This window comes from Roseibium sp. HPY-6 (assembly GCF_040530035.1).
In the GTDB taxonomy this organism is placed as follows: domain Bacteria; phylum Pseudomonadota; class Alphaproteobacteria; order Rhizobiales; family Stappiaceae; genus Roseibium.
The window spans coordinates 309728-332268 of sequence record NZ_JBEWCD010000001.1; the positions used below are offsets into that span (position 1 = coordinate 309728).

Here is a 22541-nt window from a genome sequence, read left to right on the forward strand (position 1 = left end):
CCGTAGAACTTCTTTCAGGATTTCCGGGCGAAAGAGCCTTCCGTTCCGAACACTCCGGTCAGCCCCTCGATGGAGCGGGTGAAGGGAATCGAACCCTCGTCGTCAGCTTGGAAGGCTGCTGCTCTACCATTGAGCTACACCCGCACAACGAGCAAACCAGAAACGATGGTGGAGGAGGTTGGATTCGAACCAACGTAGGCATAGCCAACGGATTTACAGTCCGTCCCCTTTAGCCACTCGGGCACTCCTCCATCTCGTCCTGCTTCACGCCGAAGCGATCAGGATGGCTTACCGGAGAACCCGCCCGAAAGGGGCGAGCAATCCCGTGGCGCGTGTTATGCAGATGCGAACCTGCCGTGTCAACGCCGATTTTGCAAAGAAATGAACAAAATCAACATGACGCTCGAAACGGCAGCTTCGAACGTTGGGGATCACTCCGGTCACCTCTTCCGCCAGAGTGCATGCGCTCGTTTCAAATGTCACCCGTTCTCCTTGTTTTTCCACCTATCCAGGCAAGATTTGTGCGTACCTGTGGACAGTTTATGCACCGTCGTTTTACCGCAGATCAACACTCTTCCCTCCCTCCGAAACACAGTTGTGGTGGTGAACAGGACAGATACTGGTTGAAGGTGAATCGACATTGTTGTATCTACAACATATGACCCGTTCGCTGGACGACATAGATTTCACCGTCATGGGCCGGACGTGCTTCGGGCACACCGCGCGCCGCACGGCGAATCTCCTGACGCGCCACTATAATCGGCACATGGCACCGGTCGGACTGGAACTGACGCAGGCGCAGCTTCTTGCCGTTATCGCCGACGGCTCGGCTCCCTCAGCCTCTGCGATTGCCCGTTATCTCGGCATCGACCGCTCGACCCTTGCCCGCAATCTCAAGCCTCTGGAGGCCGCCGGCCTGATCCGGCGCTGCGAAACCGGCGGGCGCACTGTGCTGCCGGTTCTGACACCTGTGGGCGAAGCGAAGGTGATCGAGATCCATGAGGCCTGGACGAGAGCGCAGACAGAGCTGAGCACGCTACTGGGTCCCGAGGGGGCGGAAGCCGTTCGTGGCCACATGTCCGCCCTTCGAAAGGCTGTGCACATTCTGGAAGACGAGGACAAGGAAGCCGCGTCCGGCGGCGATTGAAATGCAGGTTCACAAGGACATGTTATGAGTGACACGGACACGATCACCGAAAACGGCAAAACCCACCAACTCGGCGCTCTCCCCATGTCGGCTTTTGCGACGATGACAGGGCTCGACATTTTCAAGCACATGATGGCGGGTGAGCTGCCCGCCCCGCCGATCATGATTCATTCTAATATTAGAATGAAAGAATTCGAGGAGGGCCGTGCAGTCTTCTCCGGCCTTCCTGCCAAGGAGTTCCTCAACCCGCTCGGCACCGTTCACGGCGGCTGGATTTCTACGCTGATCGATACAGCACTTAGCTGCGCCGTCCATACGACGCTGAAACCCGGTGAGTTCTATACGACCACATCGCTCAACGTGAATATGGTCCGCCCGCTTCATCCCGGGAGTGGTGAAGTTGTCTGTGAGGGACGAATCGTCCACCGCGGCGCGAGATTGGCCACATCTGAAGGCGAGTTGCGGGACGCCAAAGGCAAGCTGATCGCCCATGGCACCGTGAGTTGCATGATTCTCAAGCCGTCTTGAGGGTCAATTTTATACGCTGAATGCCGACGAATTATTGCCTGCAAGGCTAAAAGCTCGGACAGCGCATGGGCTACGGTTCAAACACCTCTCCTCCTCACCGCCCCGGACCCGATCCGGGGTCATGTGCCGCAACCGCGAAGGGTCCCGGCTCAAGGCCGGGACGGCAGGTTCCTAACTGAAGCCATACGAGTCAATTACAGGACATGCGCCCTTCCCCTCCGCTGTATTTATCGCTACAGCACTCGCCATGACGGACAACTCTAAATCAGGGCGCCCCGGACAGCGGTCGGGTCAAAAGCCTTTCTATAAGAAGAAGACTGGTGGAAAACCCGCGCCCCGCAGGCCCGGTCTGCCGCCGGAGGGACCAGTCCTTCTCTATGGCCTCCATACAGTCGAAGCGGCCTTTGCCAACAAGGACCGCAAGCGTCTGAAGCTCTATGCCACCGAGAATGCGCAGAACCGCTTAGGTGAACGTGGCGTCCGGATCGACGTGCCCGTTGAGACCACGATGCCGCGTGCGCTGGATCGCATGGTCACCAAGGATGCAGTCCACCAGGGCATGATTCTGGAGGCCGATCCCCTGCCCGCCTATGGCGCGGAACATCTCAAAGGTGCGCGGCTTGTGCTGGCTCTGGACCAGGTCACCGACCCGCACAATGTCGGCGCCATCCTCAGATCCGCTGTCGCGCTTGACGCCGATGCCGTTGTCACCACGGAACGCCATGCGCCGGAAGAAGGCCCTGTCCTTGCCAAATCGGCTTCCGGCGCCCTCGACATGATCAAGCATGTCCGCGTGAAGAACATGGCCAGGTTCGTGGGCGAAATGAAGGACAAGGGGTTCGGCTGCATTGCACTCGACAGTGACGGTCCTGCGAGCCTCGAGGACACCGCCTTCACGAACAAAACCGTCCTCGTTCTCGGCTCGGAGGGCAAAGGCGTCCGTCAGGGCGTGCGCGAGGCCTGCGGCCTTCTGGCCCGCCTCGACATGCCCGGAGAAATACGATCACTCAATGTCTCCAATGCGGCGGTTCTTTCACTCTACGTGGCGCGCATGAAAATGGGGCTCTGAGCTGAGGACGCGCATTCAGACCTGAACGAAATTCCACTGAAAATTTCCCGTAATAGTTTTAAATTTTATTCTCGCAATTTTTCTGAGTTTTAGCCTATCCTGTTCTCTGGAGCATCGCCCGAGCCGTCTTTTGCTGAAAGCCCGGAGAAGGAATGACCTTCCCGCAAGAAGCAAGCAGACGCTGTATTTTGGCAAGGGGTATGCGGTGGGATACACTTCGCGGACTGCCTGGCGAAACGGCAGATGGCCGGGCAGTTGCGCAAACAACTGGAATGGGCGTGATGACTATCACCGGATTGAAGACAGCTTTTGCTGTCCTATGGGGCATGACAGTGGCGATGCCCGCTTATGCCGATCCGTTTTCTGAGATCGACTTCAGCCAGATTAAAAATGTCATCTTCGAAGGCGAAAGCAGCAAGATCAACGTCACCACGTCAAATGACGGGCCGGCCATGCTGCATGTGGTCAAATCGGGCCTGCGCGCGCAAAGCTGCCGGCCGATCGTGGAAACGCGCGTCATTCAGGCAAGTCTTTACGTCAACCTCCAGTTCAAGCAAAGCGACACGGGCGTCACCCGTCGTTGCAGCGTCCTGCTGGAAACCCAGTTGCCGACGGATGTTTCAGTCTCCATTCACCAGCAGGCGACGATTGCGAGTTTCAAGGGACACTTTCAGGGCATATCGGTCGCGGGGACGAACTCCCAGGTCTCGCTGATCGGCCAGACCGAAACCTTCAACCTGGAAAGCAGCAACTCCGTCGTCACAATCGACGGCAAGGTGAATGCCCTTGAGATCGATGCCAACCGGACCATCGCCGCGCTGCGCCTGACGGATTTGAGCGAAACCAGGACACTGCGCATCCACGCCGACAATCTCGTCGCCGAAATCGGATTGCCTGAGAGCGCGCAGATCAAGCACAACATCAGGGCGACCATCTCCGCTTTTGCCAGTTCGATCCCGCTCCAGCAGGAAGCCGATCTTGCCCTCGATATCCGCAGCGAGCTGATGTCCGGCAAATTGTTCGCGTTTTAGATACAAGACCTCTCGAAAGTATCTCTCTATGCGGCACCCGCTGCCCCGGCCCCAAACCCAGGTGCTGAAGAAGTACGCCACCTTGGATCTTGTCTCTGAAACGAGAAACTGTTCTGCGCTGCTGAGAGGTCCCGGCTCAAGGCCGGGACGGCGAGTTGAGATTGGTTTTTCAAACTGACATCGACCACGGCCAATGCGCTTGTGCCTGTGCGCCGATGGCCTTCTTTCCGCGCTACCAAGTCAATCCATTATCCACAGCGGCTTTCCGATTTCGCGCGCGTTTTGAGGCACTTGACGGATTTTCTTTTGGCTTGAGAGAATTTTTTCGTTTCAAGCATGGACAAGCGCGCCCAATCTGGTAGAAGCCATCCCCGGCGCCGGTATAGCTCAGCTGGTAGAGCACGTGATTTGTAATCTCGGGGTCGCGGGTTCGAATCCTGCTGCCGGCACCAGTTTCCCAACAATCCAGATTGTGAACTAGACACCCACCCAGTCGCTATGGTTCGGGTAGCGCCTTGGCGTTCCCAACGCGGTGCGACCTCGTTGGATGAAGAACGCTGGCACCCCGCCCTCGCCTGTCAGGCACAGGCAAAAAAAAGCCAAAGCATTCCGGTTACTTTGCCAGGATCGGATTGGAGCTGTAGCGATGAATGTATTCGTCGTGCGTGATCCTGGGTATACGGTGGATGTGCTGCCGGGCCCCTGGAACCAGTTCACTGAATATGGCGCGTTGCCAGCAGCTGCGCGTTTGTCCCGGATATGTCGAATAGTAGCCCGTAAAGTCCGTTTGCCAGACGAGCTGCTTGTCCAGAACGGTTATAAGCCTGCCGATCTGGTTTCGATGCGCTGCCTGTGCTTCGCGCGTTATCAGCATGAGTTCAATGCCGTGTTCTTTGCAGGTGCCCACGTTTGCGCGCGTCATGATCGACACAAAATCCCGGATACCATAGGCATAGCCGGAAGAGTTTCGGCCCGATTGCTCCCACCTGCTGGACCGGAAGTTTTTGTCGATCCAGCTTCGGTTGCCCACCCTGCCGACCTCATGTGGCCAGTGTGAGGGCCTGAAAAGGCTTGAAAAACCGCAGATGCGGTCCTCTTCGCAATCCATGATCACGTAGAGCGCGATCTGGTCATCGACCGCAAACTTTTCAGCCGTGTAATTTCCGACCAATGCATCGTTCTGAGACGTCAGCACAGTGTCGTGACGATAGGTCTCGAAACGATCGCGCGTCCGGCTGTTTGCCGGGTCGACGATATCAACGACCTTGTAGCGCGACTTCTGTTGAATGGAGCTGCTCACGTTGCCCTGACTTCGTTGTTCGGAAAGTGGCGCGCCTGCCAAGCTTCATGATCAGGCGTGCGGTGAAGAAGATGCAGAAGACCGTCGTCTGACGGCGCAAGATCGCGGTCCGGATCATAGCCAATTCGCAGGAGATCAAAGTTCCGCCGCAGGTAGCTGTGCCCGCCGCCGGTCGGATGTGGCAAGTGCCGTATGGTGCCCTCGATCGCCGAAATCCTGGCCCCGGTAAGATCGGCAACCGCGTGGCACCACCTTCGATACGCCTTTTCGTAACCGGGAGCCCCGACGAGAAGGCGGGAGACGCAGTGGGACGTCATATCTCCCACAAATCCATGCGCCATGAGGTGGTCCCCCGTACCGGAGAGACATATGTCCAGCAATCCCGGCCCCTCGAAGAGCGATCGCCGGGCCGCCCAGGCAAATCCGGTGTGTCCATGTGCGGACATGCCGCCGTTCAGATCCGAACGGCCACTTACGAAACTCGCGGCGAAAGACATTTCCGGATCCGTTTGAACCTGCCCTTCTTCCGCGACCCTCACAGCCATGTCGAAAGGCTGCATCACCGCAACCTCGTCAAGCAGTCTCGAAGTCTCGACCAGCCAGTCAGGCCGTTCAAAAATGATATCGCAATCAGCCCAGACGATTTTTTCGTAGGCCCGGTCGAGCGATTGAACAGCCAGATTGAGAAGCCGTTCCTTGTGCCAGGAGTGATACTCCGTGCGGAGCTGAAGCACGCAGGCGCTTTTGGGCAGGAGGAAAGGCATGTCGTCATAGGCAAGCTCTGCCACGAAAACGGGCACGGCCTGCCGGTCGAGGGCATCAAGAAAGGCTTCAAGGTTTTTTGCCCGTGCACTGCCCGGAGCCGCCGAAAAGACGCACGTGACCACGGCTGTATCGTGGCTGTTCAAGCTTTTACCTCCGCAATCATCTGCCCCAGAAAGGATTCAAAGACCCGGTCGAAGCACCTGTTGTTGCGGAGCGCGACCTCTTGCGCGCGGCGGATCGCAGCTTCCCGATAAGCAGGCAGATCTTCTGCAATTTGGAGGATGGCCCCAGACATGCCGACAATATCAACAGGGTTGGCCGTTATTGTGCCAGGCACTTCGATATCGTTGGAGGTCAGGGTCGGAACACCAGCCGCCATCATTTCCCAGTTCAGGTAACCGAACGATTCGTCGAAAGACCCTTGAAGGAAGATATCGATTTCGGCGCGTGCATGACTTGAAAGCAGATGCGGCGGGACAAAGTCGTAGATCCGCACCGGTTGATGAAGCGCGTCAAAGACGCCGTGGGCATAACGGCGCAGGCCCTCGCGGATACCGGGGGCGCATTCGTGTCCCAGGAAAAGAACAAGTTCGACCGGACGTGTGCGCGCCACCAAGGCAACAGCGTCCAACTGGTTCTTGAGGTTTTTCTGGTGGTTACTGCGCCCGCCCAATCCGATGGACAGCCGCGTTCTGTCCTCACGATCCCGAATTGGCTGCTGGATCAGCTTCGTATCGCAAGGGTTGGCGATCCAAAGTATTTTTCCAGGCCCCGCCAGATGAGAGGTTCCGGCAATATCTCTCTCACCGACGCTGGAAAGATAGACCGACGGGGATCTTCTGGCAGCCTCCACCGCTTCCAGCCACCCCTCGGGAGACGCGGAGCCCGGCTCCAGCAAGAAGCTGTTCGGCGTATGGTTTGATTGAAGAAACAAGACGTCGGGCTGCTCCAGCGCCAATCGTTCCAGATCCCGGCCGCGCAGTGCGAATGCTCTCGACACCACCATTCTGGGCCGAAGGCGAAGAATGATCTCGATTAGATCGTCGCGGCTGCATCCCGGCAAGACGGCTTGCGGTACCAAGGCGCGCGCATTGTAGCCCAGCGAGGAAAGCCTTGCGCACCAGCGGGAGGATTTTTCCGCAAACCAACCCGGCAAAGGCCACGGCCAATCCAGCGCGGCTGTCACATGAAGCACGTCAAGCCGATTGCCCGGCCTGGTACAGATGTCGAGGTCACGCGGCAAAAGGAAGAAGTCATCCCATGCATCGGAGAAACTGTTCTGTGGCTGCACTTTTTGGCTCCTCCTCAGTGCTTTCCGCTCAACTCTGAGGCAAAACGTTGCTGATCCATCCGTATCGCGAGCGCGGCCTCCAGTTGTTCTTCGATGAATGTCCTGCTCGGAATAGTGCCGTCACGGCTGCGGCTGGCCCTCAGTCCAAGCCACCAGACCTTCCGCATGATCATGAGCGCGGTCAGTTTGCTCGCCACTTCCGGTGATTGAAATCCGGCATCGCGCATGAGACGGCAAAAGAAAAGTGCGTCGTCTTTCCCGCGCCGCATGTAGATGTCCCAGATAAGGGTCGCAATGTCGTATCCGGCGGGCGCAAGGCACGCGAATTCGGTATCGACGAAAAAAGCCTCGCCAGCCGAGGCAACAAGCGCATTATCTTCGTGGGCATCACCGTGGTTGATCTCCCACTGAAGCGTCGAACACTCCGTGTCCACATGATCGAGCAGCGATGCAATCGTCGGTTCGACCCATCCGGGATAAGCGCTCACCGCAATGATTTTCGGGCACGCGACTGACCGAAGGAAATGCGTGTCGAGACGCGGCGCAGCCTCATCGTCATATTCGATCTGAGGCTTGAACTTTGAAAAACGCGCCATGTGTTCGGCGAGTGCCTTGAAGTCGTCCACGCTTTTGACACGGTGAGACTGATGCAGATACTGCTCGCCGCTGAGAAGCAGGTCCCGCCCCTCGACGACGACTGCGCTCGACCATTCATCCAGATTGGTCCGCAGGCATGCGGGCCAGCCAAGCGACCGGCTGCACTGCGCGGCAAAGGATCGTTCGAACGCCACCCTGCGCCGATGGGCCTCCCCTGACGGATCCAGACGCATCAGATAGGGCGTGTCGCGGCTGACGGCGACAAACCCGTCGCGCAACGCCGGGTTCGTCACGATCGTGACATCCCGCAGCCCGAAGGCCTTGCCAAGGATCGAGACCATTTGAGGCGTATCAAGCGCGGCGGGTACGACCGACTGCTTCTGCAGATATGTGTGCACCCGTCAACTCCCGGCTTTACCAGTCCTGGCTATTATCTGACGGCGGTGCGCATAGCAGTCGATCGGAACACCATCAGGTAATTTTTCCTCGAGCACTTCGGGGAGATCCGGTCCGCGCTCGATCAGCGTGCCAAGGTCGAACGCCTGGTGCTCGCGTTCGTCGACGAGTTCCGCCAGATCATCATCAATGGTGCCCAGGGCACATGAAGGAATGTGTACAAGGCCCATGCACGGGTAAATGAAACCGTGTGCGTCCACCACGAAGTGCAGCCGCGTCTTGCAAGGCCTTGTCCGCCCGATACGCGGCAGCTCCTCGACATTGCCCCCCAGCCGCCGCTGGATCAGGGTGACGGAAGCCTTGCTCATGGGGTCTCCGGCAAACACGCCGATCTCGTGAAGCGCATCGGTTCGACCGATAATGGACAATCCGATACCGGCGTCGCAAAGGTCTTCGATGCACTTGGCGCACTGGGCATTCACAAGACCGCGCTCCTCCTCTGCGATTGACAGGCAGATTGAGCCAAGGCCCAGGTCCTTGATGGTTTCTTCAGCCGGCTGCGGCAGTTGCATCAGTTCGGTTAGGGAGACAAGCCATGTCATGACCATGGACAGGTCAGTTATGCGCTGGTTCAGGCGCTTGAGTTCATCGGGCAGGCGATAAAGATCTTCTCCCTTCACCGTAACTTCCCGATGATACAGCCAATGAAGATTATGCCCTTCGCTGATGCCCGCGGAAGTGAGAAAAAAAAGGTTGTAGTGATTCAACCAGTCTCCCAGCCGATCGGCAGGCGTCACCCAGCAGTTGCCGTCTGGCCCTATTTCGGCGAAGAGAGAAACCGACCCCATCCGTTCGGTGACCAGCGAGGGTTTCTCCCCCGCCAGCGACCTGAGATTATCCGGCGCGCTCATGCCGCGCGCGGGCGACGCAGCGCCCTCTCGACGATTTCGCGCCCAATCTTGCGCCCGTGTGCCTTGACGATTTCCGTTGCCCCCTGGTCACGAAAGACAGACCAGCATCGCGTGCACATGCCCGTATTCTCTTCAGGCTCAAATGCATAGCCGCTTTCTTTGACAACCTCTTCGATAGCAACGACCCCTTCGAAGACGAGCTTGCGGAGCCAAAGGTTATTGGACATTCGTTCTGCAATCCTTGAGATCGGCTCCTCGTGGACCTGCCCGAGGCCGACATGGTCTGTCTGGTCCAGACCCGCACAGCACGGAAAAACGTCTCCTTTGGCGTTCACGGTCAGGTTCAGGAAATTGTGGCATGTCTCGCCCGGCGCCAGTGTTTCCGGATGAAGTTCGGCAGGACCAAGCTTGGTCGCGGCCCGTCCTGTGCCGAACACTTTGCCCCACATAACCGAGTCTGCTTCTTTCCAGCCTTCACCCAAAAGGGAAAGCGCTTCGCCCGCACTGTGTGACTTGCTCGTCAACACGCGGAGGGTCGTCTTGACGCTGTGTTTGCGCGCGGCACGCAAAACATTCACGACGCGCTCAGCCTTGATGTAGTCGGTGTGCCAATAGTCCCAACTGATTTCCATGTCGGTCACACCGCAGTCCAGAAGCTGTCGGCAGATTTTGTCGGCAGCTTCAGGCGACTTACCCCAATAGGCGTTCGTCGTGAGGGTAATTTCGTCATACCCAACGTCCCGCCCTCTGCTCAGCAGAGCAATGACGAGCTTTGTATCGAGAAAGGCTTCTCCACCTGAAATGTGCAGCCGTTTGTGAAGGTTGGGAATATGGATTGCATCATCGATGACCCTCATCAGGGTATCGCGTTTCAACTCATGAATTCCCCAGTTGTCAGATCCCTTCGGACCAACAGACTGATAACACATGGCACATTTCGCATTGCACCTGGTTGTTGTCTCAATAACGAGCGAGTTGAACCGCATCGGAAAGACTTTGCTTGGCGATGTCATTATCTCTCCACCTAACGTAGCTACAGTCGATCTTTCGACCCCAAAGAATTCGAAGGATCTTCTCCTTCACTTTTGTACAAAAAAATAGAATTTTCAACTTTAAATAGATTTTTTTATTTGTTTCTATTTTTACTACATCATCCGATGAAATCTCACACGCATCTCAAGAGAGAGTCCGAAAAATATATATTTTTCAGACAATTATTGCACTTACAAAATGCGCAAGACTTTCGCCAGCGCAAAACTCAGCATTAAGCGTGTCGGAGAATTGTGTTCAAACTTTGAGTAAAAAAATCAATTTTCTTCTTTAGTAAAATCAATAATCAAGCAATTTTTTCGATAAATCATCATAAGCTATAGCAAAATTAGATTGAAATTCATTTTTTCCAAACTTTTACTGAAATACAGAAATAAATATTGGTAATTATTATTTTGAAGCGATAGAGTACACTCATTGGTAGTAGCCAATGTATCTCTTACCGAGCAAATGAAAGGAGCAGGTTATGCAACTGGAAATTCCTACGGTGGAGGAGGCCGTGATGGCCGCAGCCATGAAATCAGATCGTGACCTTTATGATTTCCTGGCAGATCCCCTGAGGTTCGTGGAAGAACACGGCCTGGAACTGGACTCGGACGTCGCCGAGAAGGTCACCGCTTCGTGCCCCACACATGACGGAAACCTGGAACATCCAGGAACCGTGGCAGCGTGGCCAGCGGCTGTTTCCGCGGTCTCTTCGGCTGTATCGGCTGTCGCCGCAAGCGTCGCCGCCGCGGTTGCTGTCTCCGCAGCAATGTCGGTGGATGCCGATCACATGTCGATGAGCCAGATGGCTCAGACACGTTGACAAGTTGAAGGTTGCTGCCGAGTGACCGGGGGGCAACCTTCACGAGGGGATGAGTGGGAATGCGTGTTGCGATCGTAAGCGCCTACTTCAATCCGCTGCGAAGTGTCGTGATGTTGCAGAACCATCGCGCTTTTGTAGCTGCGATGGAGAGGCACTCGGATTGCCTGACGATCGTCGAAGGCGTTTTTGCCGGTGTCACACAGGTAAAGGCCTCAATCAGCGTTCCGTGCCGTTTTGTCATGTGGCAAAAGGAGCGGCTTTTGAACCTTGCGATCTCGCGCCTGATCGAGAAATTCGATGCCATCGCCTGGATCGACGGCGACATAATTTTTGAAAATCCGGATTGGCTCGAGGCAACGGCTGACACACTTCAACGCTGTGATGTCGCCCAGATCTTTCAACAAGTGCGCCAGAGCGCACTTCCGCAGCAAACTCCCGTAACCAGTTACGCGTCGAATGTGACGCGCGCACCCGAACTGGCCGGTGCCGATTTCAACAGCCACGGTCATACAGGATACGCCTGGGCGGCGCGGCGCGAGGTGCTTGCAAACGGCCTGTTCGACGAGTGTATTATTGGTGGCGCAGATCATGTCATGGCGCATGCTTTCACAGGAACTGGCAAGTGCCGATGTGTATCGCGCTTGCTGGGCAAGGGCGCGCTGCGACGGCGGTTCAGCGAGTGGTGCAATAACCTGCCTGGCGCCGGACAGTCGCTGCGTTTGGGGGTAGTTCCCGGCACGATTACCCATCTGAGCCACGGCTCGTTTCAACGACGCCAGTATGTGACCCGCAATGTCCTGCTCGATCGGATGGGGTTCGATCCCGGACACCACTTAAAGCGCGTCAATGGTGGTGCCTGGGAGTGGACCGAGACCGCGGACAAGCAGCGGCGTCTTTTGGAATCCTATTTTGAGCAGCGCTGCGAGGACGAGATCGAACATGCCTCACGATGATCTGTGCGTTATAGCCTGTTACTATGATCCCCTCGGCAATGACTGGCAGTTAAAGAACTTCCTGATTTTTCAGGAAGAGCTAAGGCGCAGCCAGATCCCCCTCTTCGTTGCCGAATTGATCTTCGGTGACGGTTCAAGCCGACTGGATGGAAAAGTCGAGAACCTTTATGCAGTCCACACAGCCTCCCTGCTCTGGCAAAAAGAGAGGCTGCTGAACCGCATCGCTTCGCTTCTCCCTGAAAAATATACGAAAGTCGCCTGGTGCGACGTCGATTTGCTGTTCGGAGAGTCCGCCAGAACATGGGCCGAAGCGACGTCCAGAGCTTTGGAGGATACACCCGTCGTGCAGTGTTTTTCGCACTGTCGTCGTCTCGCCAAACCCGGCTCAGAGCCGGCTATCGAAGACATAGTTTCAGGGTTTGCCGCGCGGCTCGGCATCACGGGCGGGCCGAGCCCGGCCGTCTACGCAGAGCACGGCCATACCGGATATGCCTGGGCAGCCCGCAGGGACCTGCTGCGCGAGTGCGGCCTTTATGACGCCTGTCTTTCCGGCAGCGGAGATCACCTGATGGCGCACGCATTCGCAGGTGAACTCGACTCCGGCTGCTTCAACAAGGTTTTCCGGGACAACAAGGACTACAGGGATCACTTTCTGTTTTGGGCAGAGCGTGCTGCGCTTGCAACGGCTGGCCGGATTGGTTGGGTGGATTGTGAAATCTCCCATTTGTGGCATGGCGATCCGGAAAAACGCCAATATCGGCGCAGGGACATTCAGCTGACGGAACAAGCCTTCAATCCCGGCAGAGACCTTCGCCTTGGCTCGATGGGCACCTGGGAATGGACCGCGAGAGGTGCCCGCCTGGCAGGCTGGGCCTACAAGTCGTTTGAGGCACGACGAGAAGCATAGGTGCTGAAATGAGGCGGTTTGGCAATGGTTTGATAGCCGCGTTTTTCGAAGCACACGGATTTAACGCAGGCGCGTTGGAGAATGTGCTGGATGATTTTGGCGAAACGGCCGTTGCAGATGTCCTGAAAGAACTCGCACCGGCACACGTCCACGTATGGCCCTATGATCCGGCAAGACTTCGTGCCGCGCCTTTGCCAGCGCTTGTTCTTGGCAAAAACGGTCCTGCACTCGTTAGGCAGACTTCGGGAAAAAAAGTGATCTTTTCAAGGTCCGATGAAGCTGTCGTCGACAAGACGGGACTTGATAGTTTTGAAGCACAGATTGCTCCCACGCATCTTGTCGTCATCTCTCCTGCCGACAATCAGGGCGGCCAGTCACCGTCAATACTCAAGCTGATACAGGGATTTGCAATGGAGAACCGCGCCCGTCTCGGCACGGTTATGTTCACTGGACTGCTTGCTCAGCTCGGAACTCTGCTGTTGCCGGTCGGCGCACTGCTCATCTTCGACAAGGTGCTGGTCCAGAACGGCGTAGGTACCTTGGATACGATTGTTCTGGGGCTGATTTTCGCAGAAATATTCCGTTTGGTTCTGGTCACCGCGCGCGATTCACTCACGGATGAGGCGTCGGCTGATCTTGACCGCGAAATCTCTTCTCACATATTTGACCACCTCTTGGGAGCGCAGCCGGGCGAATTACATCAGCAGATCAGTCCCCGCAGTCTTCCGCGTCTCTTCCGCAGTATCGACCGTCTTCGGTCTGCTTTGGAACTGGTTGGGATCAGGCTGGTCATCGACCTGCTCTTTGCGATCATCCTGCTTCTGATCCTCTTCGCACTCCATGCGACGCTCGCATCTCTTGCGCTTGCGGGTCTGCTCATCGGTGCACCGCTTTCAATCCTTGTCGCACGGCGTGCCGTTTCAAGAGATGAAGAACGTCACAAGGCACGTGTCCTGCATGAACGCATTCTGACCGAAACCTTCGACAATCTCTCAACGATCAAGTCGATGGGCCTGGAAAATCGCCTTTGGCGCACCTGGCAAGCCCAACTTGCAACAACAAATGCAACGGCCATTGCCGGAGCCGGCGACAATCGCGCGATTGTGGAGCGCACGTTCGAAACCGTTCGCAACGGCACGCGCATCTGTATCCTTTGGTTCGGCGCGCAAGCCGTTCTTGCGGGCACACTCACCCTGGGCCAGTTCATCGCCTTCAATCTCTTTGTCGTCTTGTTGCTCAGCCCCTTGAGGACCTTGGGGCGGAGCTTGAGCGCATTTGGAACCATCCGCCAAGCGGCGGCCGAACTGAACCAGGCGCTGGCACTGCCGCTTGAGGCGCAGGAAAGACGCCTCAGCAAATTGCCGTCCAAAGAGCCCGGGTACTTCGTTCTTCAATCTGTCTCTTACGAGGCAGTGGCCGGACAGCCGCCCATCCTTGAAAACATCGATTTGGAGATCCAGCCTGGAGAACATGTGGCTTTCATGGGGCCGTCCGGTGCAGGCAAGACAACTTTGCTAAAACTCATTCTTGGATTGATCGCACCGAGCGAAGGTGAGATTCGGTACGGCGGCACTGCGCTCACCCAGCTCAGCCCGACGGCGTACAGACGCTGTTTTGGTGTTGTCTGGCAACAGCCTTCCATGTTCCTCGGCACGATCTATGACAATGTCGCGGTCGGCAATGCCGCGATTTCCGAGCAGCAGGTTTTGGCCGCATTGCAACAGGTTTGCCTTGAGGAGCTCGTCAAGGATCTGCCCGAAGGCCTTGAGTCGATTGTGCCCGCGAAAGCCGAAACACTTTCATTGGGCGAACGTCAGCGACTCAATCTGGCGCGTGCGATCGTTACCGGCCCGGCCAACCTTGTGTTCGACGAACCGACTAGCGCATTGGACCCTCAAACACAGGCAAAGGTGGTCGACAGACTGCTCTCCTTTGGGCGCAACACCACGATTATCGCAACGACACATGATCCTGCAGTCGCTCGGAAATTCGACAGGGTGTTTGTGGTGTCCGAAAAAAGGGTAGCCGAAGCGGATCCTCTCTCCTTGGTTCCGCGTCAGCTCAAAGATGGCAGGCACGGCAACTCACTAACCGAGGTCGAACGGCAATGACACTCCAATCAGCATACCGTGTTGCGCCGCGTCCTGGATCGCTCAACAGGCTAGCACTGATAATGATAGCGTTTTTTGCCGTATTGGCGGCAGGCACCGTTTTCGGCCGCGTCGATATCGTCGCAACGGCGCCCGGCCGCGTGGTCTCCGCCTATGCAACACGCCCGATTGCGGCACAAACAGACGCGATCCTGCTCGAACTCCTGGTGAAGGATGGGGACCAGGTTTCAGAAGGTGCCCCGTTGTTGCGGCTCGACGACGCTCAGTTGCGGTTGGAACGAGACTGGAAGGAACAGTGGTTATCGGAATTGCAATTGCAACGCCTTGCGGTTCACACGCTATTGAGCGGTGCGGAAGACGATCCGTTTGAGGAAGCGTCCGGCGACGATGTTTTGCTCCGCAAGTGGCGAAGTTACATCGAGACAATGCGGCTTGAAACAAAAGCCAAACTCTCAATTTTTGACCGTGAGGCAGCGGAAGTGTCCGCCGAGCTGCGGCGCGTCGAGACTGAAGCGCGCCGTGCAGAAGAACGGGTTGATCTGCTTGGCGATCGGCGCTCGGCAATTGCAGCATTGGTAAAGCGCGGTGTCACACCGCGTTTTGAAGAGATCGAAATGGAACTTGAGTTCGTTCAGGCTCTGTCGGAAGCCGAACGGCTGGATGCTCGAAAGAGCGAACTGGACGCAAGCTCTGAACATATTGCGGCGGAGCGCAAAGGCTACCTCACCGCAAGGCACGCGGCCTTTTATCAGGAACTGCACCAGGCCGATGAAGCGATCGCAAAAACAAAGGGTGAGATAGGTGTCCTTGAGGCGCGCATAAAGCGCCATCTCGTGCGCGCCCCGATTTCGGGAATTGTCCAGGAAACACGCCGCAGTGCACTTTCTCAATGGGTTGAAACGGACGAGCCGCTAATGAAAATCGTTCCAGATGGCGCCGGCGTTGAGATCGTTGCCCGGATCCGCAACCGCGATATCAGCTTCGTGGAGCCGGGCCAGTCCGCTATCGTTCGCCTCGAAGCCTTTTCGGTCTCCAGGTACAGTGGTCTCCAAGCCATCGTTGAACGTATCAGTTTGGACACCGCAGCCGATCGCGAGCAGAGGATCTCAACGTCGTCGCTCCTGACAGACGCCCGAAGACTGAACCGGGACCGGACGGAGAGTTCTGCCGACACGAGCTATATTGCGCATCTGCGGATCATTGATCCGGAAAAAAGCAGCGTGCGGCTTCATCCGGGCCTCTCTGCTCTCGTCAACATCAGCACCGGTGAGCGCCGCATCGTGGACTTTCTGCTCGAACCAATATTGCGCGGTTGGAACACCGCACTGCGGGAACGTTGAATATGGGTCTTATCGTGACGCTTTATTTGATTGTTCCGGCGGTATTTGTCGTCCTGCTCCTTCTTTTGAGGAAAAGCAATCTTGCCGCTTTCCTGACCGTATTTGCGCTTGGCATTTTCGTACTTGGCTTCTTTTATCAGATCCTGCCGGGCTCGATCCTTGGCATGAGCTACAGACCTGCTGCCTTGATCACCCTCCTGCTCGCCGCCACCATCATTTTGGCAACGACCCAGCGGGCCTCCTTTTTGGCGCGCGTTCGCAAGCCATCCTTGTTGGATGTATGCGCTGCACTGCTTGTTGTCGGCGCCCTGCCCGCGGCGATCCTGACCACGTCCGACAAAAGCGCCGGCTCTCAGCAGCCGGTCAGACTCGCCAATCCTGTTCCGAACGGAAGAATATTTGTCACGCAAGGCGGAAATAATGCGCTCTTGAATGCCCACCATCACGTCAGGGCTCAGCGCTACGCACTGGACCTGACAGCTTTGAACCCCAAGGGTCGCAGGGCAGTCGGGCTTATGCCGACAAGGCTCGATGACTACACCATTTATGGAATGCAGGTTGTCGCACCATGCGCGGGTGAAGTTGTCATCGTCGGCACCGGAGCGCCGGAACAAGCGATCGGGACGACGGATACCAACGCGCCTGCCGGAAACTTTGTGGCCCTCACCTGCGACGAAGCAACAATCGTCCTGGCACATCTCAAAGGCGCACCTCTTGTAAACCAGGGACAGTCCGTCTCGACCGGAGACGCTTTGGGTTATGTCGGAAACTCGGGGAATACGTCCGAACCTCATCTGCATATTCACGCGGTAAGAGGTTCGGTGCGCGACCTTGAAGTCCTGCTATTCGACGGTGATCCAGTCCCTATCGAATTTGAAGGCCACCAGTTAAAGCGGAATGATTTGGTCCCAACGGAGGCAAGCTCATGAACGTAGGTGAGCTCGGTCCTGTGATGAAATCGCTCGTAAGGGCAATTGAAACACATCCTGATGCCGGTTGGATTGATGCGACCAGTGACGGACAACTCAACAGCAAGCGTTGGCTGATCGAACGATTGGGCGAGAATGGCCGTTTCCTTGGCAGTATTCTGGTTGTCGGTGGCTGGGTCGGTGTCCTGCCTCTTTTCCTTCTGACGCAATTGCCGAACTTGTGCCGGCGCGTGGCAACGATTGATATTGACGTGGACAGCGCCAGAGCGGCCGACGTCTTGCTGCGAAAATTTGTCATGGACGACTTGCGCGCGTTCTCCGGCCTGGCGAATGCCTTTGAACTTAACTACACAGAAGCTCGCTTCGACCGTATTCGTGAAGATGGTACGCGCCGTCCGGTCCGGTTTCGCCCCGATACGATCATCACGACGTCCTGGGAGCATCTGGATGACCCTTCAGCCTGGTTCGCGCTGATCCCGGAAGGCAAACTTGTGTGCATTCAGGCAAATACCGACCCCGAACTCAACGGGCATATCTCGTGCCCAAGCGGCCTGACGGACCTTGAAAACGCAACACCGTTTTCGGAGCGTCTGTGTCTTGAAGAGCAAACGTTTGGTTCTTACCGCCGTCTTATGACGATAGGTGTCAAATAGGATCGTTTGGTTTTCAAACGAAGACAATAGGCGGTCCGACCACGAACAGGTTTCACATAGATGAGGAGCCGGATCGTGTCAGATGACGTCCTTGTAAAATTCCAGATACAGAATTGTACGGTCGCTGTTCGACGCATTGAGTGCGAAATGCTCCTTCGATCCGTCAAAAACAAACAGGTCGCCTGGTACATGTTGCCGGAACTGCCCGCACACATTCAGATAGGAATAGTTTCCTTCCTCGCACGCGCTGAGCGTCAGATGCATTTGAAGTGCGCCGCATTCCGTGAGTTCAGGATGTTGGTGCGTGGGTAAAAACGTTGACGGTCGCATGGTGACGAATGCACCCACTCTGATGCCGGGAATCGCTTTCAAAAGACTGCAGGTTCGCGACAATCGGTCGGGAACGAATGGAACCACGTCGTCTTCGAAAATCAATCCGTACTGGATCCAGGATTCATTGGCGCCATCTGGGCCCCATCCCTTCAGCCACCCGTACTCCCCGCCCGACGCAATCCACGCTTTGACTTCGGCATAAACCTGAGCATGCGTCTTGTTGACCCGATCAATCGAGGTCAAAGGCGCATTCAAATGACGCAACTCATTTGCAATAACTTTCCAATTTTCCTGAAGCGCCTTAAATCTCGGAAAGCTTTTCGTCGAATAAAAAACAGCGCTATCTCCGCAATCTCTTTCAACAAAGCTTAATTCATCGACTGACATTATTGATCCTCCGCGATTCTTGTTGGAAAATGACCTCAAACCGTTCAATATTTTTGGTCAGACTGAAAACTGTTGGATCGAATGAAAAGTACTTTGACTTTAAACGTATTTATGAGTTTATTTCTTTGATTTACAACTTTAAGGATAACACGCCTGCTGACGTTTTGACAGCAACATACGCAGGAATAACAAGACCAACGTGATGTCGGGCTGCAACCAACCGTTTCGATCTTCAGAAAATATACCGTGTGACAACGGCGCTCCGGCAGCTCGGACCTGACGATTCAATGCGCAACAGATGATGAAAGATACCCGCCGCAAGGCGACAACCGGCGTTAGGTGCAGAGACAGGTTTAGGCTGGTAAAGCGGGCCTATTTCTTCTCCCGCCACGTGATCAACGCTGCGTCCGCTGACGCGCACGGTGCCAGGATGAGATCCCGGGACATGAACGGCCCCGCACTGCGGCTTGCCTCACCCGCTGCGACGCAATTATCTGGCTGGTCTGCTGGCGTAATACGCCCACTGGCTTCATCGTACGCAAATTGCTGGGTCTTGTTCCCGTCGGAGCAATCCCTGAGGCCGAAGGCAATTTTGGGGTCATCGGGGGCAATCAGGTCCATGCATTTGCCGGTGAATTCGACCGAGCGGATCTGGCCCGAGGCAGCGTCGAACGAAAACTGCACATCACCGCCTTGGGGCTTGCAGGAGTGGGCCTGCAGGTTTTCAGCATAGCCGCGGCCCAACGTGTCGATGCACCAGCCGAGATTGTCCTTCTCGTCCAGGTTATCAGCAAGATAGATCACAGGGCTTGGAGTCTTGAGGTCCGGAGCTTCTGCCCATGCTGGCGTTGCAATGGCAAAGGCGAGGCAAACAGGTATGACGATTGTCGAGCGCATCTGAATATCTTTCCACCATGCATCAGTCACTTCGCGACCTACTCGACATTGCCCATGTTTTTCGCCTCATTGATGAGCTCCTGGCATTTCTGCTCATTGCCTGCCTTGCGCTCCTTGTTGGCATCCTGCAGCAGCGCCCGCATTCTTTCGGCGGTCGTGACTTCTATGCCGACCCGCTTTGCGTGATCGATTGCGTATTCCACCTTGCTGATATCCGCCTTGCAGTCTGCGCTTGCGGTAGCAGGCCAGAAGACAATCGTGATCGCACAGCACATGACGAGGCTTTGTAGCATGGATCGATTTCGCACAGCACTTTCTCCCCCTTATTCGACGTACCCGATGCTGACAATCGATTGTGAAGATCTGGTGGCGGTGGCGGACTTTGTCTCAATGCCCGTCGCTTTTCGCTTGTTTGACCGACCGGAAAACGCCGATCGGTCGCTGGCGTCACAAGGCGCAGAAATCAGGCGTATTGCGCAATGCCGTTGCCGAGAGACCAATTCTCCTTTTCAACTTCGACAAGACTGACAAAGACGTCTTCCGGCCTGATTTCCGGCTCCTTCCCGAGCAGCTCTGCAATGCGTCGAAAAAGCGCTTTCTTCTGATCGATCGTCCTGGTGTTGTTCGCGGTGATCTGAATGAAGACAAGGTCGTCGCTGCGGGCAATCCCGAGATAAGAGGCCCCATAGCGAAAATTCGCCGCAGTGTGTTCGGTGACGGTCATGAACTGATCGTCTTCGGGCACGTTGAACTCTTCATTCATCGCAAGGTAGACGCCGTCAAAGATGGCTTGCCTGTAAGCGTCTGATTTTCCGGTCCTGAGTGAAACATGAACAAGTGGCATTTTCGGCTCCTTTACGATCTGTCCGGTTTGACCCTAGAGCCATCCATGCTATTTAGAAAAACGATGAATAAAGATATCAAAAATTGAGAAAATAAATGTCTGATCGTTTGCTCGATCTTGACGCCGTCAGGACCTTCGTTCGAATTGCGGAGTTGGGCAGCTTCACGCGTGCGGCCGAGGCAACAAACGCGACCCAGTCTACCGTCAGCCTGAAGCTAAAGCGGCTGGAGGAGCGCCTGGGTTGTCGGCTCGTGGAACGAACGCCGCGATATGTCCAGTTGTCCGCACACGGAGTGACATTCCTGGAGCACGCTCGCGAGTTGCTGAAAAAACACGACAGCGCTCTTGCGGCTCTGGCCGGGACGCGGCAACGGCTAACGATCGGGATCAGCGATCATGTTGCAGGCCCGGAACTTCCGTTACTGATCTCGCGCATGAACGAACAGGATCGTCATCTTCTGATCGAGATCCGGATTGGATCTTCAGGCGAGTTGCTGAAATGTTTCGATCGGAACGAGCTCGACACCGTCATCGTCCGGCTTCACGATGGACGCAGTGACGGGACCTTTCTAGTCGATGAAAAATTCGGCTGGTTTGCCGCGCAGGGATGGCAACATCGTGCCAACGAGCCATTGCCGGTAGCCACGATGCCGGAACCCTGTGGGGTGCGCATTATGGCCGGCAGACTTCTCGATGACGCGGGAATTCTGTGGACGGAAGTTTTTTCCGGAGGTGGTGTCACAGCAGTGTCAGCTGCCGTCATGGCAGGCATGGGCGTCGCTGCGCTCGCCCGCCGCATGCTGCCTTTCGGGGCCTTAGATGTTGGTCCAAAACTCGGTCTGCCGCAGCTCCCTTCCCTGCCTATTGTACTGCATACGCGCGCTCGATCCGGCAGGCCGAAAGATGCCGTCGACGCGCTGTCTGCAGCTCTCAAGGGAGCGGTGCAGGCTTAGGCCCGCCGCGACACGTTCGTCTCGGCCGAGTTCCGGATTGTTCTGGTCCCAATACTCTAGGTTAACTGGAGAAATTTCGTTTTCGTTTATTGCAATTGCAAATGACACGGGTCCGTATTTTTATGTAGGGTCTTTGTACACAGGTTGGTTGGGCACCTGTTGTGTGGCTTTAAGTCTGGGAGGGAATTGTGATTAATGAATTCAAGGATTTCATTGCCAAAGGCAATGTCATGGATATGGCCGTCGGTATCATCATCGGTGCGGCTTTCACAGCGATCGTGACGTCTCTGGTCGGCGATCTGATCAACCCGATCATCGGCCTTGTATCGGGCGGTGTCGATTTTACGAATAACTACGCCGTTCTTTCAGGCGACGTCCCGGCCGGTGCCTCGCTTGAGGTTGCGCGGGAGGCGGGTGCATCTGTCTTTGCCTACGGTGCCTTCATCATGGCTGTCATCAATTTCCTGATTATTGCCTGGGTGGTGTTTATGCTCGTCAAGGCAGTGAACAGGATCAAGGATGCAGCAATGCCTGCGGAAGAGCCTGCGCCTGAAGAGCCCAAGGGTCCGACCACGGAAGAACTTCTTGCCGAAATTCGCGATGTGTTGAAAGCGAAGGCCTGACCGCGGTTTTCCAGTTTTCGGCGGCCGGCAGCGATGGACAAGCTGCCGGCGTAACCGGTCGCATCATTCAGATCGCCATGACGATCCTACCCTCAATTTTACCGGCTTTCATCCTGTCGAAAATGCTGTTCACGTCAGAGAGCGTTTCCTCCGAATAGTGGGATTTGACCTTTCCCTCAGCAGCGAACTGCAATGACTCTGCAAGATCCAAACGCGTCCCGACAATTGACCCTCTTATGATCTTGCGGTTGAGCACCGAATCCGGGAACGACAGCACCCTTCATCATCGATTCGAACTGCTCCTATGCCTGTTTCAATTCAGGAGGATTGCGCACAAGAAGAATCGATTTCTGTCATTCACCGAACGCAATCTATTCGGGAAATCTCATGCGTAATGTTGCGGAACAGATCACATCATCCGGTGATGGAGATCCATCATGATCCAGAGGCTGCCGCCAACCATGATGAAGATCAGGACGGCTGCAAAGCCAAGGAAGAAGAGGTTTTCTCCGGGTGTCGACTTAAGGTTCAGGTGGAGGAAGAAAACCAGGTGGACCAGCACCTGCATGACGGCTGCCACGGCAATCACGACATAAACGGCCGGCCCGGTCAGAAGTTCACCCCAGACAAGCGCAAAAGGAATGGCGGTCAGGACGACGGCAAGCGCGAAGCCGGTGAGATAAGTTGAAAGACTGCGTTCTGTCGAATGATCCACGAT

Annotated in this window: 24 protein-coding genes, 3 tRNA genes and 1 pseudogene; 14 read left to right on the plus strand and 14 right to left on the minus strand. The window is 55.9% G+C overall.

The features are described 5' to 3' along the window. Positions 1 to 70: 70 nt before the first annotated feature. Positions 71 to 144, minus strand: a tRNA-Gly gene (locus tag ABVF61_RS01495). 22 nt (positions 145 to 166) lie between these two features. Further along, positions 167 to 251 (minus strand) — tRNA-Tyr (locus ABVF61_RS01500). Between the two features lie 389 nt (positions 252 to 640). On the opposite strand from ABVF61_RS01500, the gene ABVF61_RS01505 reads away from it, so the two are divergent. From ABVF61_RS01505 to ABVF61_RS01525, 5 genes are all read left to right on the plus strand, one after another. Then, the gene (locus ABVF61_RS01505; RefSeq protein ID WP_353991760.1) at positions 641 to 1147 is read left to right on the plus strand and encodes a MarR family winged helix-turn-helix transcriptional regulator; all 507 of its coding nucleotides are present in this window, start codon (positions 641 to 643) and stop codon (positions 1145 to 1147) included. Between the two features lie 24 nt (positions 1148 to 1171). Beyond that, positions 1172 to 1675 carry a PaaI family thioesterase gene (locus ABVF61_RS01510; RefSeq protein ID WP_353991761.1) on the plus strand — a complete coding sequence of 168 codons (504 nt, stop codon included), beginning with the start codon at positions 1172 to 1174 and terminating at the stop codon, positions 1673 to 1675. A 247-nt stretch (positions 1676 to 1922) separates the two neighbouring features. Then, a complete protein-coding gene (locus ABVF61_RS01515) occupies positions 1923 to 2744 on the plus strand; it encodes a TrmH family RNA methyltransferase (RefSeq protein ID WP_353991762.1) in 822 nt (273 codons plus the stop codon). Positions 2745 to 2944: 200 nt separating this feature from the next. Then, positions 2945 to 3775 carry a hypothetical protein gene (locus ABVF61_RS01520; RefSeq protein ID WP_353991763.1) on the plus strand — a complete coding sequence of 277 codons (831 nt, stop codon included), beginning with the start codon at positions 2945 to 2947 and terminating at the stop codon, positions 3773 to 3775. A 376-nt stretch (positions 3776 to 4151) separates the two neighbouring features. Next, positions 4152 to 4227: transfer RNA gene (locus ABVF61_RS01525), tRNA-Thr, on the plus strand. A gap of 161 nt (positions 4228 to 4388) precedes the next feature. Here ABVF61_RS01525 and ABVF61_RS01530 read toward each other — a convergent pair. Genes ABVF61_RS01530 through ABVF61_RS01555 form a run of 6 tightly spaced genes read right to left on the minus strand, consistent with a single transcriptional unit; the run spans position 4389 to position 10048 of the window. Then, positions 4389 to 5075: a hypothetical protein gene (locus ABVF61_RS01530; RefSeq protein WP_353991764.1), complete on the minus strand. Its 687-nt coding sequence runs from the start codon at positions 5073 to 5075 to the stop codon at positions 4389 to 4391. After that, the gene (locus ABVF61_RS01535; RefSeq protein ID WP_353991765.1) at positions 5072 to 5983 is read right to left on the minus strand and encodes a hypothetical protein; all 912 of its coding nucleotides are present in this window, start codon (positions 5981 to 5983) and stop codon (positions 5072 to 5074) included. The genes ABVF61_RS01530 and ABVF61_RS01535 overlap by 4 nt, the downstream gene beginning before the upstream one ends. Next, positions 5980 to 7131: a glycosyltransferase gene (locus tag ABVF61_RS01540; RefSeq protein ID WP_353991766.1), complete on the minus strand. Its 1152-nt coding sequence runs from the start codon at positions 7129 to 7131 to the stop codon at positions 5980 to 5982. The genes ABVF61_RS01535 and ABVF61_RS01540 overlap by 4 nt, the downstream gene beginning before the upstream one ends. Before the next feature lie 14 nt (positions 7132 to 7145). Continuing rightward, positions 7146 to 8126, minus strand: a complete 981-nt coding sequence (locus ABVF61_RS01545; protein WP_353991767.1) for a phosphotransferase — start codon at positions 8124 to 8126, stop codon at positions 7146 to 7148. A 3-nt stretch (positions 8127 to 8129) separates the two neighbouring features. Beyond that, on the minus strand, positions 8130 to 9035 hold the full coding sequence (locus ABVF61_RS01550; RefSeq protein WP_353991768.1) for a hypothetical protein: 906 nt from the start codon (positions 9033 to 9035) through the stop codon (positions 8130 to 8132). Then, positions 9032 to 10048: a radical SAM/SPASM domain-containing protein gene (locus ABVF61_RS01555; protein ID WP_353991769.1), complete on the minus strand. Its 1017-nt coding sequence runs from the start codon at positions 10046 to 10048 to the stop codon at positions 9032 to 9034. Before ABVF61_RS01555 ends, ABVF61_RS01550 begins: the two co-directional genes overlap by 4 nt. A 503-nt stretch (positions 10049 to 10551) precedes the next feature. On the opposite strand from ABVF61_RS01555, the gene ABVF61_RS01560 reads away from it, so the two are divergent. The 7 genes from ABVF61_RS01560 to ABVF61_RS01590 all read left to right on the plus strand — a co-directional run bounded on the left by ABVF61_RS01560 (position 10552) and on the right by ABVF61_RS01590 (position 17786). Continuing rightward, positions 10552 to 10893 carry a hypothetical protein gene (locus tag ABVF61_RS01560; RefSeq protein WP_353991770.1) on the plus strand — a complete coding sequence of 114 codons (342 nt, stop codon included), beginning with the start codon at positions 10552 to 10554 and terminating at the stop codon, positions 10891 to 10893. A gap of 59 nt (positions 10894 to 10952) precedes the next feature. After that, a complete protein-coding gene (locus ABVF61_RS01565) occupies positions 10953 to 11846 on the plus strand; it encodes a hypothetical protein (RefSeq protein WP_353991771.1) in 894 nt (297 codons plus the stop codon). Further along, complete coding sequence (locus ABVF61_RS01570; protein WP_353991772.1) at positions 11833 to 12753, plus strand: hypothetical protein; 921 nt, start codon at positions 11833 to 11835, stop codon at positions 12751 to 12753. The genes ABVF61_RS01565 and ABVF61_RS01570 overlap by 14 nt, the downstream gene beginning before the upstream one ends. 8 nt (positions 12754 to 12761) lie before the next feature. Continuing rightward, the gene (locus tag ABVF61_RS01575) at positions 12762 to 14864 is read left to right on the plus strand and encodes a peptidase domain-containing ABC transporter (RefSeq protein WP_353991773.1); all 2103 of its coding nucleotides are present in this window, start codon (positions 12762 to 12764) and stop codon (positions 14862 to 14864) included. A 62-nt stretch (positions 14865 to 14926) separates the two neighbouring features. Further along, on the plus strand, positions 14927 to 16204 hold the full coding sequence (locus ABVF61_RS01580; RefSeq protein WP_353991774.1) for an HlyD family type I secretion periplasmic adaptor subunit: 1278 nt from the start codon (positions 14927 to 14929) through the stop codon (positions 16202 to 16204). A gap of 2 nt (positions 16205 to 16206) precedes the next feature. Continuing rightward, positions 16207 to 17133, plus strand: coding sequence for a M23 family metallopeptidase (locus ABVF61_RS01585; protein ID WP_353991775.1), 927 nt, complete (start codon positions 16207 to 16209; stop codon positions 17131 to 17133). Then, positions 17130 to 17786 carry a hypothetical protein gene (locus ABVF61_RS01590; protein ID WP_353991776.1) on the plus strand — a complete coding sequence of 219 codons (657 nt, stop codon included), beginning with the start codon at positions 17130 to 17132 and terminating at the stop codon, positions 17784 to 17786. Before ABVF61_RS01585 ends, ABVF61_RS01590 begins: the two co-directional genes overlap by 4 nt. A 78-nt stretch (positions 17787 to 17864) precedes the next feature. Here the strand turns inward: ABVF61_RS01590 and ABVF61_RS01595 are convergent, their stop codons facing one another. The 4 genes from ABVF61_RS01595 to ABVF61_RS01610 form a co-directional block, all read right to left on the minus strand. Continuing rightward, the gene (locus ABVF61_RS01595; protein ID WP_353991777.1) at positions 17865 to 18506 is read right to left on the minus strand and encodes an aspartyl/asparaginyl beta-hydroxylase domain-containing protein; all 642 of its coding nucleotides are present in this window, start codon (positions 18504 to 18506) and stop codon (positions 17865 to 17867) included. 372 nt (positions 18507 to 18878) lie between these two features. After that, the gene (locus tag ABVF61_RS01600) at positions 18879 to 19403 is read right to left on the minus strand and encodes a ricin-type beta-trefoil lectin domain protein (RefSeq protein ID WP_353991778.1); all 525 of its coding nucleotides are present in this window, start codon (positions 19401 to 19403) and stop codon (positions 18879 to 18881) included. A gap of 38 nt (positions 19404 to 19441) precedes the next feature. After that, on the minus strand, positions 19442 to 19696 hold the full coding sequence (locus tag ABVF61_RS01605) for a hypothetical protein (RefSeq protein ID WP_353991779.1): 255 nt from the start codon (positions 19694 to 19696) through the stop codon (positions 19442 to 19444). 170 nt (positions 19697 to 19866) lie between these two features. Beyond that, positions 19867 to 20247: a tautomerase family protein gene (locus ABVF61_RS01610; protein ID WP_353991780.1), complete on the minus strand. Its 381-nt coding sequence runs from the start codon at positions 20245 to 20247 to the stop codon at positions 19867 to 19869. 95 nt (positions 20248 to 20342) lie between these two features. Between ABVF61_RS01610 and ABVF61_RS01615 the strand changes: the two genes are divergently transcribed. Continuing rightward, positions 20343 to 21200 (plus strand): LysR family transcriptional regulator, encoded by an 858-nt coding sequence (locus ABVF61_RS01615; protein WP_353991781.1) that lies wholly within the window; start codon positions 20343 to 20345, stop codon positions 21198 to 21200. Positions 21201 to 21388: 188 nt separating this feature from the next. Next, positions 21389 to 21823, plus strand: coding sequence for a large conductance mechanosensitive channel protein MscL (mscL, locus tag ABVF61_RS01620; RefSeq protein ID WP_353991782.1), 435 nt, complete (start codon positions 21389 to 21391; stop codon positions 21821 to 21823). Positions 21824 to 21890: 67 nt separating this feature from the next. Here the strand turns inward: mscL and ABVF61_RS01625 are convergent. Together ABVF61_RS01625 and cyoD are read right to left on the minus strand one after the other, a co-directional pair. Continuing rightward, positions 21891 to 22085, minus strand: a pseudogene (locus ABVF61_RS01625) (zinc-dependent alcohol dehydrogenase); the annotation flags it as partial. Positions 22086 to 22232: 147 nt separating this feature from the next. Beyond that, on the minus strand, positions 22233 to 22538 hold the full coding sequence (gene cyoD, locus ABVF61_RS01630) for a cytochrome o ubiquinol oxidase subunit IV (RefSeq protein ID WP_353991783.1): 306 nt from the start codon (positions 22536 to 22538) through the stop codon (positions 22233 to 22235). Positions 22539 to 22541 lie beyond the last annotated feature (3 nt).

Bases quoted from the DNA above. Each gene is read 5' to 3' on its own strand.
- ABVF61_RS01510 (WP_353991761.1), top strand. From the start codon at position 1,172: ATGAGTGACACGGACACGATCACCGAAAACGGCAAAACCCACCAACTC.
- ABVF61_RS01515 (WP_353991762.1), top strand. From the start codon at position 1,923: ATGACGGACAACTCTAAATCAGGGCGCCCCGGACAGCGGTCGGGTCAA.
- ABVF61_RS01520 (WP_353991763.1), top strand. From the start codon at position 2,945: ATGCGGTGGGATACACTTCGCGGACTGCCTGGCGAAACGGCAGATGGC.
- ABVF61_RS01550 (WP_353991768.1), bottom strand. From the start codon at position 9,035: ATGAGCGCGCCGGATAATCTCAGGTCGCTGGCGGGGGAGAAACCCTCG.
- ABVF61_RS01555 (WP_353991769.1), bottom strand. From the start codon at position 10,048: ATGACATCGCCAAGCAAAGTCTTTCCGATGCGGTTCAACTCGCTCGTT.
- ABVF61_RS01560 (WP_353991770.1), top strand. From the start codon at position 10,552: ATGCAACTGGAAATTCCTACGGTGGAGGAGGCCGTGATGGCCGCAGCC.
- ABVF61_RS01565 (WP_353991771.1), top strand. From the start codon at position 10,953: ATGCGTGTTGCGATCGTAAGCGCCTACTTCAATCCGCTGCGAAGTGTC.
- ABVF61_RS01570 (WP_353991772.1), top strand. From the start codon at position 11,833: ATGCCTCACGATGATCTGTGCGTTATAGCCTGTTACTATGATCCCCTC.
- ABVF61_RS01575 (WP_353991773.1), top strand. From the start codon at position 12,762: ATGAGGCGGTTTGGCAATGGTTTGATAGCCGCGTTTTTCGAAGCACAC.
- ABVF61_RS01580 (WP_353991774.1), top strand. From the start codon at position 14,927: ATGATAGCGTTTTTTGCCGTATTGGCGGCAGGCACCGTTTTCGGCCGC.
- ABVF61_RS01585 (WP_353991775.1), top strand. From the start codon at position 16,207: ATGGGTCTTATCGTGACGCTTTATTTGATTGTTCCGGCGGTATTTGTC.
- ABVF61_RS01590 (WP_353991776.1), top strand. From the start codon at position 17,130: ATGAACGTAGGTGAGCTCGGTCCTGTGATGAAATCGCTCGTAAGGGCA.
- ABVF61_RS01595 (WP_353991777.1), bottom strand. From the start codon at position 18,506: ATGTCAGTCGATGAATTAAGCTTTGTTGAAAGAGATTGCGGAGATAGC.
- ABVF61_RS01600 (WP_353991778.1), bottom strand. From the start codon at position 19,403: ATGCGCTCGACAATCGTCATACCTGTTTGCCTCGCCTTTGCCATTGCA.
- ABVF61_RS01605 (WP_353991779.1), bottom strand. From the start codon at position 19,696: ATGCTACAAAGCCTCGTCATGTGCTGTGCGATCACGATTGTCTTCTGG.
- ABVF61_RS01610 (WP_353991780.1), bottom strand. From the start codon at position 20,247: ATGCCACTTGTTCATGTTTCACTCAGGACCGGAAAATCAGACGCTTAC.
- ABVF61_RS01615 (WP_353991781.1), top strand. From the start codon at position 20,343: ATGTCTGATCGTTTGCTCGATCTTGACGCCGTCAGGACCTTCGTTCGA.